Raw genomic sequence first — 16,055 nt, forward strand, 5'->3', positions numbered from 1 at the left:
TCAGAGCAGCTCCACCTTCGGCAGCCAGACGCGGATCAGCGAAAACAGCCGATCGAGGTCGATCGGTTTGGCCAGATAGTCGTTGGCACCCGCGCGCAGACAGCGGTCCTGATCGTCCTTCATCGCCTTGGCGGTCACCGCGATGATCGGCAGCTTGGCCAGCCGCGGGTCCTTGCGTATCTCCTCGGTGGCCGCGAAGCCGTCCATCTCCGGCATCATGATGTCCATCAGCACCAGGTCGATGGTGCCATCGTGCTGCAGCCGGTCGATGGCCTCGCGGCCATTGCGGGCGATTTCCACCAGTGCGCCCTTCTGCTCCAGTGCGCTGGTCAGGGCGAAGACGTTGCGCACGTCGTCGTCCACCACCAGGATCTTGCGGCCCTCGAAGGCCTTCTCGCGGCTGCGCGCGCTCTTGAGCATGCGCTGGCGCTCGGGCGGCATGTCCGACTCGACCTTGTGCAGGAACAGCGTGACCTCGTCGAGCAGGCGCTCCGGCGAGCGCGCGCCCTTGATGATGATCGAGCGCGAGTACTTGAGCAGCGCCGCCTCCTCGTCGCGGGTCAGGTTACGCCCGGTATAGACGATCACCGGCGGGAACGAGCAGATTTCCTCGCGGGCCATGCGCTCGAGCAGTTCGCTGCCGTCCATGTCCGGCAGCTTGAGGTCGATGATCATGCAGTCGAACACCGTATCGCGCAGCCGCTCCAGCGCCTGGGCGCCGAATTCCACCGCGGTGATCTCGACGTCCACGTCCTCGATCAGCCGCGACACGCTATCGCGCTGGCGGGCATCGTCCTCGACCAGCAGGATGCGTTTGACCTTCTGCGACAGCTTGGCCTCCAGGCGGCCGAACACATCCTTGAGCTCCTCGCGGGTGGTCGGCTTGAGCGCATAGCCGACCGCGCCCATCTGCATCGCCGCCTCCTTGCGGTCCTCGACCGAGACCACGTGAACCGGGATGTGGCGGGTCGCCGGATTTTCCTTGAGCCGCTCGAGCACGGTCAGCCCGGAATGGTCCGGCAGACGCATGTCCAGCAGGATGGCGTCGGGCCGGTAGCGCTCGGCCGCCTCGAAGCCGGCATCGGCATTCTGCGCGAGCAGGCAGCTGTAGCCGAGTTCGTGCGCCAGGTCGCGCAGGATGCCGGCGAACTGCGGCTCATCTTCGATGATCAGTACCGCCCGGCCGTCGAACGGATAGGCGTCACGGTCGTCGGCGAGCGCCTCGCTGACCGGTGGCGGCAGGATGGCAGGTTCCGCCGCCGGCGCCGGGGGATTGATCGGCAGGCGCGCGGGCGCTGCGGGGGCCGGCGGCACGGGCGCCTGTTCCGGCTGCTCGCCGACCCGCGGCTGGTACTGTTCCGGCAGCAGCAGGGTAAAGGTGCTGCCGGCACCGGGCTGGCTCTGCACCTCGATGGTGCCGCCGAGCAGCTGCGCCAGCTCGCGGGAGATCGACAAGCCCAGGCCGGTGCCGCCATAGCGCCGGTTGGTGGTGCCGTCGGCCTGGCGGAAGGCCTCGAAGATGGCTTCCTGTTGCTCGGGCGGGATGCCAATGCCGGTGTCGCTGACGCTGAACGCCACTTGGCCGCCGGCCGCCGGGGCGATCCGCAGGGTGATCTGCCCCTGCTCGGTGAACTTGAAGGCGTTGGCCAGGAGGTTCTTGAGTATCTGTTCGAGCCGCTGCCGGTCGGTGTAGAGGCCGTCCGGCAGGCCTTCGGCCAGCGTGACCTCGAACGCCAGAGACTTCTCCAGCGCCTGCGCCAGGAACAGGCTGCGCAGGCCGTCGGCCAGGCGCGGCAGCAGGGTCAGTTCGGCATGCACGTCGAGCTTGCCGGCCTCGACCTTGGCGATGTCCAGGATGTCGTTGATCAGCGCCAGCAGGTCGTTGCCCGCCGAGTAGATCGAACGGGCGAACTGCACCTGATCGTCGCTGAGGTTGCCCTCGGGGTTGTCGGCCAGCAGCTTGGCAAGGATCAGCGAACTGTTCAGCGGCGTGCGCAGCTCGTGCGACATGTTGGCGAGAAACTCGGACTTGTAGCGGCTGGCCCGCTGCAGCTCTTCGGCCCGCTCCTCGAGCATCAGCTGCGCCTCGCGCAGGCGGTTGTTCTTCTCGTCCATCTCGTCGCGCTGGCGAGCCAGGATGTCGGCCTGCTCGGCCAGCTGCTCATTGGTCTGCTCGAGCTCGGCCTGCTGCTCCTCGAGATGGGCCTGCGACTCGCGCAACGCGCTGGATTGCTCCTCGAGCTCCTCGTTCGCCGCCCGCAGCTCCTCCTGCTGAACCTGCAGCTCTTCATTGAGCTGCTGCGTCTCGGCCAGCACCTTCTGCAAGCGCTGGCGGTAGCGCGCCGCCTCGATGGCCGAGCCGATGCTGCTGCCGATGCGCCGCAGCAGCTCGCAGTCCTGCTCACGCAGCGGGCGCAGGAAGCCGAGCTCGATCACCGCATTGAGCATGCCGCTGTCCTCGACCGGGGCGATCAGTACCGAGCGTGGCGCCGTGGCGCCCAGCGCCGAGTTCACCTTCAGATAGTCCGCCGGCAGTTGTTCGAGCGCGATCGGGCGCCGCTCCAGCGCGGCCTGACCGACCAGACCGACGCCCATCTCCAGCGTCCGGTTGCGCTCCAGCTGGTCGGCCTCGTAGGCGAATTCGGCGACCCGCTGCAGCTTGCCATCCTGGACAACGTAGAGCGCACCGACGGCCACCTCCAGGTAGCGCGAGAGAAAGGTGAGAATGCCCTGGCCCAGCGCCGGCAGGGTCAGCTCGCCGATGATCGCGTCGCTGAGCTGCGACTGGCCGGTGCGATACCAGGCTTGCTTCTCCAGGTCGGCGGCATGGGCCTTCTGTCTTTCCAGCGACTCGGAATAGGTCCGTGACAGCGTCAGCAGGTCGCGCCGCCCGGAATACACCAGCAGGCCGCTGAAGATCAGGCTGAACAGCAGGAAACCGCCGATCAGCGCGGTGGTCACCACCTCCGAGACATCGGTGCGGTCGGCACGGATCTGCCGCTCGCGGGCGATGAAATCATTGAGCAGGCGGCGCTGTTCTTCCTTCAATTCCAGGCCGCGCTTGCTCTGCACCGCCTCGACCACCGGCTGCCCCTGGCTGCGCCGGCCGATCACCTCTTCGGAAAAGGTCAGCCATTGCCCATGCAGCATCGCGATGCGCTCGACGCGCGCCAGCTGCTCGGGGTTGTCCTTCGAATAGTCGCGCATCAGGTTCAGCTGTTCCTCGAACAGCGGCAGTTCGCGCTGGTAGGGCTCGAGGAAAGGCGCCTGGCCGGCGATCAGATAGCCGCGCATCGAGGCTTCGATGTCGTTGAGCATCTTCTGCGCCTCGTGGGCGTAGGCCACGCCTTGCACCGAACGCTCGACCCAATGACTCACGCTCAACAGGTAATAGACGATGGCGCAGAAGAAAAACGCGCTAAGAAAACCGAAGCCCAGCGGAACGGTCACGTTGCGGTTGAGGATGCGCTTGAAGTTGCTCTGATCGACGAAGGAATCGCTCATCTGGTTTCCTTTCCGGCAGCCATTTCACCAGCCGATGCAGCCTGCATCGGCCGTCGTGCGTGGGCACGATCATGGCGCTCCGTTTCCGGCCTGTTCTTGAGTGTTGCGCGCGCGTTTGGTTCCGCGGCGAAAAGCGTTCGACTTTACACGGCCACCCGGCCGAGCACAAAAGCACCCTGCCGGGCAGCGCCACTGCAGGGTGCGGATGGTTTTTCCCGAGCGGGCCGGCGGTTACCGGCCGCTGGCCTCAGCGGCGGGCGATGATCCAGACCGCGTGGATGATGCCCGGCAGGTAGCCGAGCAAAGTCAGCAGAATGTTCAGCCAGAACGCGCCGGCAAAGCCGACCTGCAGGAACACGCCAAGCGGCGGCAGCAGTATCGCGATGATGATGCGGATCAGGTCCATCAGAGTCTCCGTCAGTCGAATTCGGCTCGCCAGGAGCCTGCGCAACAATCGACCTGCCCGGGCGGCGGCGGGTTCCACCCACCAGCGGAGCGGGAGAGCGGCGAAACGGCGATCGCCACCGATGGGCAGCGATCGTCAGGCCGCAACGGCTGTGTGAGCCGTCTGTGCGTCATGGACGCGAGAGGAAGAGACGCCGAGCGACTGCAACATCGCAGCGAATCGGACGCCGATGCCGGCCGCCTCGTGAGCGCCGACACGCCAGGCAGGCCTGGCCCGCGCACTGTCCCAGACGGCCGCGGCTACGACCATTGGCGGAAAGTCGCACGTCGCCGGTGCTACTCCTTTCGGGCACCGGTCTCGTCGCGCTTGCGGCGAATGTTGATCCACGACAGCACGGCGAGCGACGCGAACACTCCGGCGAGATCGTAGCGGCCCTGGGCCAGATAACCGAGCGCTGCCAGCGAGCAGGCCAGCAGCCCGGTCCAGCGCACCCAGCGCATCACCTGCGCCGCGCTCAAGAGGCCTTGGCCTGCATGCGTTGCAACTCCAGCGCATCGTGGCTGCAGAACAGCTGCACCTCGTCGCGGTGCTCGAGCGACAGCATGCGCAAGCGATTCTGGTTGGCCAACCGTGCGGTGCGCTCGACCTCCATCAGGCGCTGGTACAAGCGCAGCCCGGGCGTGCAGCGCGGCTCGGCCTGGCCGACCTCCTCGCGATAGAAATAGGCGTCGCCGGCATGCAGCAGCCAGCCCGCGCCGGTATCCACGGCGACGCCGGCGTGGCCGTGGGTATGGCCGGTCAACGGGATCAGCGCCAGCTCGGGTGGCAGGCCGCGCAACTGGCGCACCGCCTGGAAACCGAACCACAGATCACCGCCGGGCTCGTAGAACTGCCAGTGACGGACCTGATCCCATTGCGCAGGCCGATAGCGGCGATGGCCGAGAAAGCTGTGAGTGCCGCGGGCGGCATCGATCTCGCGCTGCAGTACGTGTACCTGCGCCTCGGGAAAATCCTCCAGGCCGCCGGCGTGGTCGAAATCCAGGTGGGTCAGGAGAATGTGGCGCACATCCTCGGCGGCGAAGCCCAGCTGCCTGACCTGCTCGATCGCGGTCAGCCGCTGATCCAGGCGAATGTTGTTCAGCACGCGGAACAGGCCGCTCAGACGCCGGCGCGGCTCGAGCACGTCGCAGCGGCCGAAGCCGGTGTCGACCAGCACCAGGCCGTGATGGTCGGTTTCGATCAGCAGGCAGTGACACACCAGGCTGGCGGTCAGCCCCTTGCTGAAACCGTCGAACAACGCGCCACCGAGGGGGCACATGCAACCGCAGTTCAGATGATGGATACGCATCGCGGACTCCTGCTCTTGGCACTGGCGATCGAATTGGCCTTCTAACTCAGAGAGAGTAGCGCGCCGGGGGTTCAGGCCAGCGGCCGCGCTCGTCTATCCTTGTCTCCCTTCGCCACGAGGAACCCGCATGCCGCCGATTCACACCGCCATCTGCCGGGCACCGCTGCGGCTGCTGGCCCTTCTGCTGCTCGCAATGTCGCTCACCTCCTGCGCGCTGTTCTCCGCGCGCGACCCGCTGGCGGTGCAGGTCGCCGGCATCGAGCCACTTCCGGGCGAAGGCCTGGAGGTACGCTTCCTGGTCAAGCTGCGCCTGCAGAACCCCAACACCACGCCGATCGACTACAACGGCGTGGCATTGTCGCTGGAGGTCAACGGCCGCAGCCTGGCCAGCGGGGTGAGCGACCAGCAGGGCACGGTGCCGCGTTTCGGCGAAGCGCTGCTGCAGGTGCCGGTGAGCATCTCGGCGTTTTCCGTGGCGCGCCAGGCACTCGGCCTGGCCGAGCATATCGGCATGGACGAAGTCCCCTACGTACTGCGCGGCAAGCTCGCCGGCGGCCTGTTCGGCACGCAGCGCTTCGTCGAGAAGGGCCGACTGGATCTCTCGCCAATCGCCGGCAATCCCTACGTACGTCCCTGACCGGCGTCCACTGACACGGGCCGGCTGACGTCGGCTTTTTTTCTGCCCAGCCACGAGAGACCCATGTCCCTGCCCGGCTCCCCCTCCGTCGTACCGCTACCGCGCCATCTGGCCGTCGGCCTGCTGCTGTGCCTGGGCTGCATCCTCGGCGCCAACCATGTCGCCGCCCGGCTGGCGTTCGACCATGGCGCCGGCGTGCTGCTGGCGGTGATGCTGCGCTCCGGCGGCACCCTGCTGGTGCTGGCGATCATCGTGCTGTCGCGCCGCGAACCGCTGCGTCTGCCGGGAGCCACCGCGCGCTGGCAGTTGCTGCTGGGCCTGCTCATCGCGCTGCAGAGCCTTTGCCTGTACTCGGCGGTAGCGCGCATCCCGGTCGCGGTGGCGCTGCTGGTGGCGAACGTCTTCCCCTTGCTGCTGGCGCTGCTGAGCTGGCTGCTCGGCGGGCCGCGGCCAACCGCGCGGACGCTCTCGTTGATGAGCCTGATCGTCTTCGGCCTGCTGCTGGTGCTCGACGTGCCCGGGCGGGTGCTCGGCGCGCAGCCCACCGAGGCCGGCTGGCTGCCGGGCGTGCTGCTGGCCTTCTGCGCCGCGCTGGCCTTCGCCAGCGCGCTCTGGGTCACCGACCGCAAGCTCTCGGCAGTGCGCGGCCCGGTGCGCAGCATGCTGACCATGCTGGTGGTGTTCATTGCCGCCAGCCTCGCCGGTGCCGTCGAACTGCTGCCCGGCGGCCTGACTCTGCCGCGCGAGCCGGCCGGCTGGTACGGCCTGGCGGCGCTGGTGGTGCTTTACGGCACCGGTTTCACCACCCTTTTCGTCAGCATGCCGCGGCTGGACATGCCAGCCAACGCGCCAGCCCTGAATGTCGAGCCGCTGGCCACGCTGCTGCTCGGCTGGCTGCTGCTGGGGCAGGCGCTGGAGCCGATCCAGCTCGTCGGCGGGTTGATCGTGGTGTGCGCCATCGTCCTGCTGACCTACCGCCGCGGCTGATCGTCGAGTTCGCAGCGCCCTGCGCGGCAGCGGTTGGCCCGGTGCAGCGGGTCTTCCTGCATGAGCTTGCGGGTCACGCCGTTGGTCCAGCCAAAGCCGTCCTGCAGGGGGTATTCGCCGCCGCCGGCATGTTCGGTACAGGGGCGCAGCACATATTTCTCCACCAGTTTGTTCTCGCGTTCGAACAGGTGGCTGACGATCGTCAGCCAGCGCTGCTCGATGTCCAGCGCCAGCGACTGGTGGCCGTAGCGCTGCAGCCCGCGGATGGCCATCCATTGCAGCGGCGCCCAGCCGTTGGGGCTGTCCCACTGCTCGCCGCTACCGAGCACCTCGGTAGTGCGCAGACCGCCCGGCGCCAGCAGGCGCTGCCGCACGATGTCAGCCACCCGCGCCGCCTGGTGCCCATTGGCCAGCTCGACGAACAGCGGCACCAGCGTGGCGGCGGTCAGGTTGTCGCGCGGCTGCCGACGCACCCAGTCATAGTCGAAATAGGCCCCGCGGGTGTCGCTCCAGAGGTAGCGATCCATCGCCTGGCGGCGCGTCTCGGCCTGTGTGGCGAACACCTCGGCGCAGGCATGCTGGCCGCGTACCGCGCTGAGGCGGGCGATCTGCCGTTCGAGCTTGTAGAGAAAGGCATTGAGGTCCACGGGCAGGATGCAGGTGGTGCGGATGCTGTCGAGCCGGTAAGGGTCGTCGAGCCAGCGCGAGGAGAAATCCCAGCCCGACTCGGCGCCGGCCCGCAGATCGCGGTAGACCTCGTAGTGCGGGCGAGCGGAGCGACCCGCGGTTTCCACGTCCTCGCGGTAGGACTCCTCGCGCGGCGTGTCGCGTTCGTCCCAGTAGCGGTTGAGCAGGCTGCCGTCGGCCAGCCGCACGCAGCGCCGGTGCGCCTGGCCGGGCTGCAGCCCCTCGCCGCCGTGCATCCAGAAGGCGTGCTCCTTGCGCAGCTGCGGCAGGTAGTTGCTGGCGCGGTGCACGCCGGTTTCCTCGAAGAGGTCGGTCATCAGCGCGAACACCGGTGGTTGCGAACGCCCCAGGTAATAGGTGCGGTTGCCGTTGGGCACATGGCCGTAGGTGTCGATCAGGTAGGCGAAGTTGTCCGCCATGGCGCGCAGCAGCTCGCAATGCCCGCTTTCGTCCAGGCCGAGCATGGTGAAGTACGAGTCCCAGTAGTACAGCTCGGTGAAGCGGCCGCCGGGCACCACATAGTCGTAGGGCAAGGGCAGCAGCGAGGAGTACGGCGGATGTTCGCGCGGATGGCGGGTCAGCACCGGCCAGAGGCGGTCGATGTGTTCGCTCAGGCTGTCGTCCGGGTTGGCGACAAAAGCCTTGTGCGGCAACTGGTAGAGGCTGAAGTTCTCGGCGACGAAGCGCGCCAGGTCGAAGCCCGGTGTGCCGGTACAGGCGCGATAGTCCTCGAGAATCTCCTCCGGGTGACGCCGCGGTGCGCAGTCGACGAAGGTCTTGCTGTCGGCGAAGACCCGCTGCATCTGCACGGCGACGAACAGCTCCTGGTAACGATCGGCCGGCGACAGCGTGTCGGCCGCCGAGACCGTCGAGAGATCATGGGCGAAGGGGTGAGAGGAATCGCTTTCGGTCATTGCTCGCTGTAATTCCAAAGCAGGCCGCCATCGATCACCAGTGTAGCCCCGGTGATGTAGTCGGCTTCGGGCGAGGCCAGAAAGGCTACCGCGCCGGCCACGTCTCGCGGCTGTCCGAGCCGCCGCGCAGGGATGTTGTCGAGCAGGCCGGCGAGTTTCTCCGGCTGCTGCATCAACGCGCTGTTGATCGGTGTTTCGATGGCGCCCGGAGCGATGTTGTTGACGGTAATGCCCAGCGGCGCCAGTTCGACCGCGAGGTTGCGCATGAGCATTTTCAGCCCGCCCTTGCTCGCGCAATAGCTGCTGAAGTTCGGGTGCGGCAGCTCTTCGTGAACCGAACTGTTGTTGATGATGCGCCCGCCATGGCCGACCTCGCGCACGTGCCGGGCGAACGCCTGGGACAGAAAGAACGGCCCGCGCAGGTTCACCCCGAGCACCTGGTCGAAGTCGCTTTCGCTGGCCTCGAGGAAGGGCGCATGCCTCTGGATGCCGGCATTGTTGACCAGGATGTCCAGCCGGCGCATCTGCGCCACCGCTTCGCGGATCAGCCAGCGGCACTGCTCGGCGTCAGCCACATCGGCAGCCAGCACGCAGGCGCGACGGCCCTCGGCACGCACCCGCTCGGCGCTTTCACGTGCATCCTCGTCATCGTCGCGGCCGTTGATCACCACGTCTGCACCGGCCTGCGCCAGCCGTATCGCGATACCGCGGCCGATGCCCTGGGTGCTGCCGGTCACCAGCGCGACTCTGTTCTCGAGGGTCATGGTCTATCTCCAGGCCTGTCGGACGAGTGAATGATGAAGGTGAGACGAGCGCGACCAGCCCGGCGTTCCGTCGAACCGCGCCGCAGGGGTTCGACAGCGTGTCGGGGCCGCCGGTGTTTGCCGGCGGACGCTTCCTCCGCCTGCGACAAAGGCGCACAATGAACGGCTTTTCCGCTGCCCGAGAAGGCTCTCATGGCAACCGCCGATCTGCGTAAAGGCTACCTGCTGGGGCTCGTCACCTTCGGCATCTGGGGCATGTTCCCGCTGTACTTCAAGTCCATCGAGCGCTTCGCCGCACTGGAGATCGTCACCCAGCGGGCGATCTGGTCGGCGCTGTTCGGCACCCTGGTGCTGCTGCTCTGGCGCCACCCCGGCTGGCTGCGCGAGCTGCTCGAGCATCCACGGCGCATCGGCGTACTGGCGATCTCCAGCCTGCTGATCGCCACCAACTGGCTGATTTATGTTTGGGCGGTCAACCATGGCCACATGGTCGAGGCCAGTCTGGGCTACTACATCAATCCGCTGGTCAACGTGCTGCTCGGGCTGGCGATCCTGCGCGAGCGCCTGCGCCCGTTGCAGTGGGTGGCGGTCGGCCTGGCCGCCACCGGAGTCTGTCTGCAACTACTGCGCCTGGGCGAGTTTCCCTGGGTTTCCATGGCACTGGCGCTGAGCTTCGGCACCTATGGTCTGCTGCGCAAGCAGGCGCCGGTGGCGGCGCTGCCGGGGCTGGTGGTCGAGACCTGGCTGCTATTGCCGGTGGCGCTCGGCTGGCTGCTGCTGTTCGGCAGCGGGCCGAGCACCGAGCCGGCCTTCTGGACCACGCCCGAAGCGCTCTGGCTGATGGCTGCCGGACCGGTGACCCTGGTGCCGCTGCTGTGCTTCAACGCCGCGGCGCGCCACCTGCCCTACTCGACGCTGGGCTTCCTGCAGTACATCACCCCGACCTTGCTGCTGATTCTCGCCGTGCAGCTGTTCGACGAGCCGTTCCCGGCCGAACGCCAGGTGGCGTTCTTCTTCATCTGGACCGGGCTCGCCGTCTACAGCATCGACACCTGGCGGCTGATGCGCCGGGCGCCGGTCACTCGGCCGGCTGCAGGCTGAGCTCGACCATCAGGTCGTCGGCAAGGGTCTCGAGGCGCTGCTGCAGCTGATCCAGCGCCAGCCCCGGCGGCACCGCCAGCCGGGCGTCGGCGTGGAACAGCAGTTCGCTGCTCATTGGCGCCGGCAGCACATCGGTGTCCAGGCTTTCCAGGTTGACGCCGTGTTCGGCCAGCAGGCGAGTGATGTCGCGCACGATGCCCGGGCGGTCGTTGCCGACCAGTTCCAGCTGAATCTGCTGCCAGCCGGGGGCCGGCTCCGTGCCGCTGGGCGCCAGCAGCACGCGAATGCCCTGCGCCTGCAGCGCCTGCAGCGCCGCACTGAGGTCGGCGTGCGCTTCCGGCGGCACGGCCACGCGCAGAATGCCGGCGAACTGCCCGGCCATGCGCGACATACGGCTCTCCAGCCAGTTGCCACCGTGAGCGGCGACGCACTGCGCCAGGCGCTCGACGAGTCCGGGCTGATCCTGGGCGATGACGGTAAGCACGAGATGGTCCATCGGGGGCTCCTTGGCTCGGGAAAAAAGGGCCTCATAGGTATAGCAGCCCAGCGCGCCTGGCCGGGCGTTGCGCTACCGACGGCGGACTGCTTTTCGCAGCGGCTTCATGTAGTATCCGCCGACCCGGACTACAAGAAATGTTTTGTCCGTTTGGATAAAAGAACCAAGAGAGGCGAGTAATGACTGAGCGCGTTCAAGTCGGTGGCCTGCAGGTCGCCAAAGTCCTGTACGACTTCGTGAACAACGAAGCGATTCCCGGTACCGGCATCGATGCCGCCGCCTTCTGGTCCGGCGCCGACCGCGTCATCCACGACCTGGCCCCGAAGAACCGCGCCCTGCTCGCCAAGCGTGACGAACTGCAGGCCAAGATCGACGCCTGGCACCAGGCCCGCGCCGGCCAGGCCCACGATGCCGCCGCCTACAAGGCCTTCCTCCAGGAGATCGGCTATCTGCTGCCCGAGGCCGAGGACTTCCAGGCCACCACCGAGAACGTCGACGAAGAGATCGCCCACATGGCCGGCCCGCAGCTGGTGGTGCCGATCATGAACGCGCGCTTCGCCCTGAACGCGGCCAACGCGCGCTGGGGCTCGCTGTACGATGCCCTGTACGGCACCGACGCCATCTCCGAGGAAGACGGCGCGACCAAGGGCCCGGGCTACAACGAGATCCGCGGCAACAAGGTCATCGCCTACGCCCGCGCCTTCCTCGATGAAGCCGCGCCGCTGGAAAGCGGCTCGCACGTCGACTCCACCGGCTACCGCATCGAAGCGGGCAAGCTGGTCGTTTCGCTGAAGGATGGCAGCACCACCGGCCTGAAGAACCCGGCGCAGCTGCAGGGCTTCCAGGGCGATAGCAGCGCCCCGCAGGCCGTGCTGCTGAAGAACAACGGCATCCACTTCGAAATCCAGATCGACCCGGCAAGCCCGATCGGCCAGACCGACGCGGCCGGCGTGAAGGACGTCCTGATGGAAGCGGCGCTGACCACCATCATGGACTGCGAAGACTCCATCGCCGCCGTCGATGCCGACGACAAGACGGTCGTCTACCGCAACTGGCTCGGCCTGATGAAGGGCGACCTGGTCGAGGAGCTGGAAAAGGGCGGCAAGCGCATCACCCGCGCGATGAACCCGGACCGCGTCTACACCAAGGCCGACGGCCAGGGCGAGCTGACCCTGCATGGCCGCTCGCTGCTGTTCATCCGTAACGTCGGCCACCTGATGACCAACGATGCCATCCTCGACAAGGACGGCAACGAAGTGCCCGAAGGCATCATGGACGGCCTGTTCACCAGCCTGATCGCGGTGCACAACCTCAAGGGCAACACCACCCGCAAGAACACCCGCACCGGCTCGATGTACATCGTCAAGCCGAAGATGCACGGTCCGGAAGAAGTGGCCTTCGCCAGCGAACTGTTCGGCCGCGTCGAGGACGTCCTCGGCCTGGCGCGCAACACGCTGAAGATGGGCATCATGGACGAGGAGCGTCGCACCACGATCAACCTCAAGGCGTGCATCAAGGAAGCGCGCGAGCGCGTGGTGTTCATCAACACCGGTTTCCTCGACCGCACCGGCGACGAAATCCACACCTCCATGGAAGCCGGCCCGATGGTGCGCAAGGCGGCGATGAAGGGCGAGAAGTGGATCAGCGCCTACGAGAACAACAACGTCGACGTCGGCCTGGCCTGTGGCCTCAAGGGCCGCGCGCAGATCGGCAAGGGCATGTGGGCCATGCCTGACCTGATGGCCGCGATGCTCGAGCAGAAGGTCGGCCACCCGCTGGCCGGTGCCAACACCGCCTGGGTCCCGTCGCCGACCGCCGCGACCCTGCACGCCATGCACTACCACAAGGTCGACGTGCAGGCGCGTCAGGCCGAACTGGCCAAGCGCGAGAAGGCATCGATCGACGACATCCTCACCATCCCGCTGGCAAAAGACACCAACTGGAGCGAGGAAGAAAAGCGCAACGAGCTGGACAACAACTCGCAGGGCATCCTCGGCTACATGGTTCGCTGGGTCGAACAGGGCGTCGGCTGCTCCAAGGTTCCGGACATCAACGACATCGCGCTGATGGAAGACCGCGCCACCCTGCGCATCTCCAGCCAGCACGTGGCCAACTGGATGCGCCATGGCGTGGTGACGAAGGATCAGGTGATCGAAAGCCTCAAGCGCATGGCGCCGGTGGTCGATCGTCAGAACCAGGGCGACCCGCTGTACCGCCCGATGGCGCCGGACTTCGACAACAGCGTGGCCTTCCAGGCTGCCCTGGAGCTGGTCCTCGAAGGCACCAAGCAGCCCAACGGCTACACCGAGCCGGTGCTGCACCGCCGCCGCCGCGAGTTCAAGGCCAAGAACGGCCTGTAACTCGCCTAGCCGCTGCAGAAAGAACCGCCCTTCGGGGCGGTTTTTTTATGGGCCGACGCAATGCACTTCGCACTGACTCCGATCAGGCTGGCGCCGCCAACGGGCGACTAGACTTACGTCCAATGTGCCCGGGCCGGGCCGCAGCCGAACATGGACAAAAAGTGGAAGCAAACCATGAGTAAAGCCGATGCCTTCGCCGAGGCCGGAAAGACCGCGGTCCTGCAGAACGTCCACGGGACGATGGAGTTCCTGCGCAAGTACCCTCCGTTCGACCAGATGGAGGCACCGCATCTCGCCTACCTCGTGGAGAACTGCGAACTGCGCTTTTACGCCGAAGGCGACTGCATCATCGCCCCCGATGATGGCGTGGTCGAATACTTCTACATCGTCAAGCAGGGCCGCGTGCATGGGCAGCGGCCGCACACGGCCAAGCGTGGCACCGAAACGACCTTCGAGGTCACCGTCGGCGAATGCTTCCCCATGGCTGCGCTGATGGGCGAGCGCGCCACCCGCACCGCCCACCTGGCCGCCGAAGACACCTTTTGCCTGCTGCTGAGCAAGCCGGCCTTCGTCAAGCTGGTATCGACCTCCGACGTGTTCCGTGACTTCGCCATGCGCGGGGTGAGCAGCCTGCTCGACCTGGTCAACCAGCAGGCGCAGATGCGCGCCGTCGAGAGCCTGGGCGAGCAGTACTCGCTGGAGACGGCGATCGGCGAGCTGGCCCGTCATCATCCGGTATCCTGCGCGCCGGCCTTGCCTTTGCGCGAAGCGGTCGGGCTGATGCATGCGGAGAATGTCGGCAGTATCGTCATCGTCGATGACGAGAAACATCCGCTGGGCATCTTCACCTTGCGCGATCTGCGCCGGGTGATCGGCTCGCAGCAAGGCGATCTGGACCAGCCGATCTCGGCGTTCATGACCCAGGAGCCGTTCCACCTGCCGCCGGACGCTACCGCCTTCGATGCGGCGATCGCCATGACCGAGCGGCATATCGCGCACGTCTGCGTGGTGAAGAACGGCCTGCTCTGCGGCGTGATCTCCGAGCGCGACCTGTTCTCGCTGCAGCGCGTCGACCTGGTGCACCTGGCGCAGACCATCCGCCATGCCGATCGGGTCGAGTCGCTGGTACTTATCCGCAGCCGCATCAAGCAACTGGTCGACAACATGCTGGCGCACGGCGCCTCGTCCACACAGATCACTCATATCATCACCCTGCTCAACGACCATACCGTCAGCCGGGTGATCGAGCTGGCCATCGAACAGCTGGGCGATCCGGGCATCGAGTTCACCTGGCTGTGCTTCGGCAGCGAGGGGCGGCGCGAACAGACGCTGCATACCGACCAGGACAACGGCATGCTCTTCGAAGCCAGCGACGCCGCCGAAGCGGCGCTGATCCGCGGCAGGCTGCTGCCGCTGGCCGAGCGCATCAACCGCGACCTGGATACCTGCGGCTTCACCCTGTGCAAGGGCAACATCATGGCCAGCAACCCGGAGCTGTGCCTGTCACGCCAGGAATGGGGGCGCCGGTTCAGCTCGTTCATCCGCGAGGCGACCCCGGAGAACCTGCTCAGCAGCACCATCTTCTTCGACCTGCGCGCCGTCTGGGGGCCGGAGGACGGCTGCGAGCAGCTGCGCCGCGACCTGCTCGAGGAGATCGCCGACAACCGCCTGTTCCAACGCATGATGGCCGAGAATGCCTTGCGCCACCGCCCCCCGGTGGGCCGCTTCCGTGACTTCGTCGTCACCCGCAAGGGCGACGGCAAGGCCACGCTCGACCTCAAGGTGCAGGGGCTAACGCCGTTCGTCGATGGCGCCCGGCTACTGGCGCTGGCCAACGGGATCGATGCGTGCAACACCCTCGACCGTCTGCACCAGCTCGCCGAGAAGGGCATCATCGAGGAGAAGGACGGCGCGGCCTACGAAGAGGCCTACCACTTCATCCAGCAGACCCGCATGCAGCATCATCAGCAGCAGGCGCGCGATGGCGCGAGCTATTCCAACCGGCTCGATCCCGACACGCTCAACGCCCTTGATCGGCGGATCCTGCGCGAATCCTTCCGCCAGGCGCAGCGCTTGCAGGCCAGCCTGGCGCTGCGTTACCTGTTATGAAAATGACCTGGTTCCAGCCTCGCGGTCCGAAACTCACGCTCGACCAGCAGGAACGGCTGGCGGCCTTGAAGCAGCCGGCGCCCATCGGCCCGGTGGCCCTGACAAAGCAGCGGATGGTCGTGCTCGACCTGGAAACCACCGGGCTGCACCTCAAGCGTGATCTGGTCATTTCCATCGGTGCGGTCGTCATCGAGAACGGTGCCATCGATTTCTCGCAGCAGTTCGAGTGCACGCTCAACCGCCAGGTCAAGGTCACCGAGAGCGTGCTGATCCATGGCATTGCGCCCAGCGAGCTGGCCAGGGGGCTGCCACCCGCCGAGGCGCTGCTCAGCTTCATGGAGTTTGCCGGCGACAGCGTGATCCTCGCCTTCCATGCGCCCTTCGACCAGCGCATGCTCGCCCGCGCGCTGAAAAAGGACCTCGGTTTCACCCTCAAGAATGCCTTTCTCGATGTGGCCGACCTGGCCCCGATGCTGTTCTCCCACGCCATGATTCACCGCGGCGGGCTGGACCATTGGCTGGATTACTTCCACATCGACATTCCGCAGCGCCACCACGCCGCCGCCGACGCCATGGCCACAGCGCAGATCGCGCTGATCCTGATGAATCGCGCACGGCGCATGGGGCTCGAGTCGATGGATGACCTGGCGCATCGCCTCCGGTGCTGGCAGCGTTCGCGCAAGGCGGCGTTGCACTCGTTCTGAGCGCGCTGGGCCATCGATGTCGCGGTGATGCCGGCAAG

The 16,055-nt window shown here is 66.6% G+C and carries 13 protein-coding genes; 6 read left to right on the forward strand and 7 right to left on the reverse strand.

Annotated elements, in window-relative coordinates; all coding sequences use genetic code 11:
- From CL52_RS18345 to CL52_RS18360, 4 genes are all read right to left on the reverse strand, one after another.
- On the reverse strand, positions 1 to 3,504 hold the full coding sequence (locus CL52_RS18345) for a response regulator (RefSeq protein ID WP_043222308.1): 3,504 nt from the start codon (positions 3,502 to 3,504) through the stop codon (positions 1 to 3).
- 247 nt (positions 3,505 to 3,751) lie between these two features.
- A complete protein-coding gene (locus tag CL52_RS20900) occupies positions 3,752 to 3,910 on the reverse strand; it encodes a YqaE/Pmp3 family membrane protein (RefSeq protein ID WP_041108265.1) in 159 nt (52 codons plus the stop codon).
- A 335-nt stretch (positions 3,911 to 4,245) separates the two neighbouring features.
- Positions 4,246 to 4,428 (reverse strand): hypothetical protein, encoded by a 183-nt coding sequence (locus CL52_RS18355; RefSeq protein WP_043222310.1) that lies wholly within the window; start codon positions 4,426 to 4,428, stop codon positions 4,246 to 4,248.
- Positions 4,425 to 5,258 carry an MBL fold metallo-hydrolase gene (locus CL52_RS18360; protein ID WP_041108269.1) on the reverse strand — a complete coding sequence of 278 codons (834 nt, stop codon included), beginning with the start codon at positions 5,256 to 5,258 and terminating at the stop codon, positions 4,425 to 4,427. Before CL52_RS18360 ends, CL52_RS18355 begins: the two co-directional genes overlap by 4 nt.
- A gap of 127 nt (positions 5,259 to 5,385) precedes the next feature.
- Between CL52_RS18360 and CL52_RS18365 the strand changes: the two genes are divergently transcribed.
- Together CL52_RS18365 and CL52_RS18370 are read left to right on the forward strand one after the other, a co-directional pair.
- The gene (locus CL52_RS18365) at positions 5,386 to 5,895 is read left to right on the forward strand and encodes an LEA/WHy family protein (protein WP_043222313.1); all 510 of its coding nucleotides are present in this window, start codon (positions 5,386 to 5,388) and stop codon (positions 5,893 to 5,895) included.
- Positions 5,896 to 5,958: 63 nt separating this feature from the next.
- Positions 5,959 to 6,882, forward strand: a complete 924-nt coding sequence (locus tag CL52_RS18370; RefSeq protein WP_043222315.1) for an EamA family transporter — start codon at positions 5,959 to 5,961, stop codon at positions 6,880 to 6,882.
- Here CL52_RS18370 and treF read toward each other — a convergent pair.
- A complete protein-coding gene (gene treF / locus CL52_RS18375) occupies positions 6,867 to 8,483 on the reverse strand; it encodes an alpha,alpha-trehalase TreF (RefSeq protein ID WP_041108275.1) in 1,617 nt (538 codons plus the stop codon). The genes CL52_RS18370 and treF overlap by 16 nt on opposite strands.
- Positions 8,480 to 9,247: an SDR family NAD(P)-dependent oxidoreductase gene (locus CL52_RS18380; RefSeq protein WP_043222317.1), complete on the reverse strand. Its 768-nt coding sequence runs from the start codon at positions 9,245 to 9,247 to the stop codon at positions 8,480 to 8,482. Before CL52_RS18380 ends, treF begins: the two co-directional genes overlap by 4 nt.
- A 192-nt stretch (positions 9,248 to 9,439) precedes the next feature.
- Here CL52_RS18380 and rarD point away from each other — a divergent pair, with 192 nt between their 5' ends.
- Positions 9,440 to 10,348, forward strand: a complete 909-nt coding sequence (rarD, locus tag CL52_RS18385) for an EamA family transporter RarD (protein ID WP_043222320.1) — start codon at positions 9,440 to 9,442, stop codon at positions 10,346 to 10,348.
- Here rarD and CL52_RS18390 read toward each other — a convergent pair.
- Complete coding sequence (locus CL52_RS18390) at positions 10,326 to 10,844, reverse strand: glycine cleavage system transcriptional repressor (RefSeq protein ID WP_043222322.1); 519 nt, start codon at positions 10,842 to 10,844, stop codon at positions 10,326 to 10,328. The two genes, rarD and CL52_RS18390, sit on opposite strands and share 23 nt — an antisense overlap.
- A 179-nt stretch (positions 10,845 to 11,023) precedes the next feature.
- Here CL52_RS18390 and CL52_RS18395 point away from each other — a divergent pair, with 179 nt between their 5' ends.
- From CL52_RS18395 to CL52_RS18405, 3 genes are all read left to right on the forward strand, one after another.
- On the forward strand, positions 11,024 to 13,204 hold the full coding sequence (locus tag CL52_RS18395; RefSeq protein WP_043222324.1) for a malate synthase G: 2,181 nt from the start codon (positions 11,024 to 11,026) through the stop codon (positions 13,202 to 13,204).
- Positions 13,205 to 13,378: 174 nt separating this feature from the next.
- On the forward strand, positions 13,379 to 15,313 hold the full coding sequence (locus CL52_RS18400) for a putative nucleotidyltransferase substrate binding domain-containing protein (protein WP_043222326.1): 1,935 nt from the start codon (positions 13,379 to 13,381) through the stop codon (positions 15,311 to 15,313).
- Complete coding sequence (locus tag CL52_RS18405; protein ID WP_041108287.1) at positions 15,310 to 16,017, forward strand: 3'-5' exonuclease; 708 nt, start codon at positions 15,310 to 15,312, stop codon at positions 16,015 to 16,017. The genes CL52_RS18400 and CL52_RS18405 overlap by 4 nt, the downstream gene beginning before the upstream one ends.
- Positions 16,018 to 16,055 lie beyond the last annotated feature (38 nt).

The organism is Stutzerimonas balearica DSM 6083 (assembly GCF_000818015.1).
GTDB lineage: Bacteria > Pseudomonadota > Gammaproteobacteria > Pseudomonadales > Pseudomonadaceae > Stutzerimonas > Stutzerimonas balearica.

What these genes read in the sequence shown, in the direction of transcription:
- CL52_RS18345 (WP_043222308.1), bottom strand. Translation starts at nt 3,504, where the DNA reads ATGAGCGATTCCTTCGTCGATCAGAGCAACTTCAAGCGCATCCTCAAC.
- CL52_RS20900 (WP_041108265.1), bottom strand. Translation starts at nt 3,910, where the DNA reads ATGGACCTGATCCGCATCATCATCGCGATACTGCTGCCGCCGCTTGGC.
- CL52_RS18360 (WP_041108269.1), bottom strand. Translation starts at nt 5,258, where the DNA reads ATGCGTATCCATCATCTGAACTGCGGTTGCATGTGCCCCCTCGGTGGC.
- CL52_RS18365 (WP_043222313.1), top strand. Translation starts at nt 5,386, where the DNA reads ATGCCGCCGATTCACACCGCCATCTGCCGGGCACCGCTGCGGCTGCTG.
- CL52_RS18370 (WP_043222315.1), top strand. Translation starts at nt 5,959, where the DNA reads ATGTCCCTGCCCGGCTCCCCCTCCGTCGTACCGCTACCGCGCCATCTG.
- treF (WP_041108275.1), bottom strand. Translation starts at nt 8,483, where the DNA reads ATGACCGAAAGCGATTCCTCTCACCCCTTCGCCCATGATCTCTCGACG.
- CL52_RS18380 (WP_043222317.1), bottom strand. Translation starts at nt 9,247, where the DNA reads ATGACCCTCGAGAACAGAGTCGCGCTGGTGACCGGCAGCACCCAGGGC.
- rarD (WP_043222320.1), top strand. Translation starts at nt 9,440, where the DNA reads ATGGCAACCGCCGATCTGCGTAAAGGCTACCTGCTGGGGCTCGTCACC.
- CL52_RS18390 (WP_043222322.1), bottom strand. Translation starts at nt 10,844, where the DNA reads ATGGACCATCTCGTGCTTACCGTCATCGCCCAGGATCAGCCCGGACTC.
- CL52_RS18395 (WP_043222324.1), top strand. Translation starts at nt 11,024, where the DNA reads ATGACTGAGCGCGTTCAAGTCGGTGGCCTGCAGGTCGCCAAAGTCCTG.
- CL52_RS18400 (WP_043222326.1), top strand. Translation starts at nt 13,379, where the DNA reads ATGAGTAAAGCCGATGCCTTCGCCGAGGCCGGAAAGACCGCGGTCCTG.
- CL52_RS18405 (WP_041108287.1), top strand. Translation starts at nt 15,310, where the DNA reads ATGAAAATGACCTGGTTCCAGCCTCGCGGTCCGAAACTCACGCTCGAC.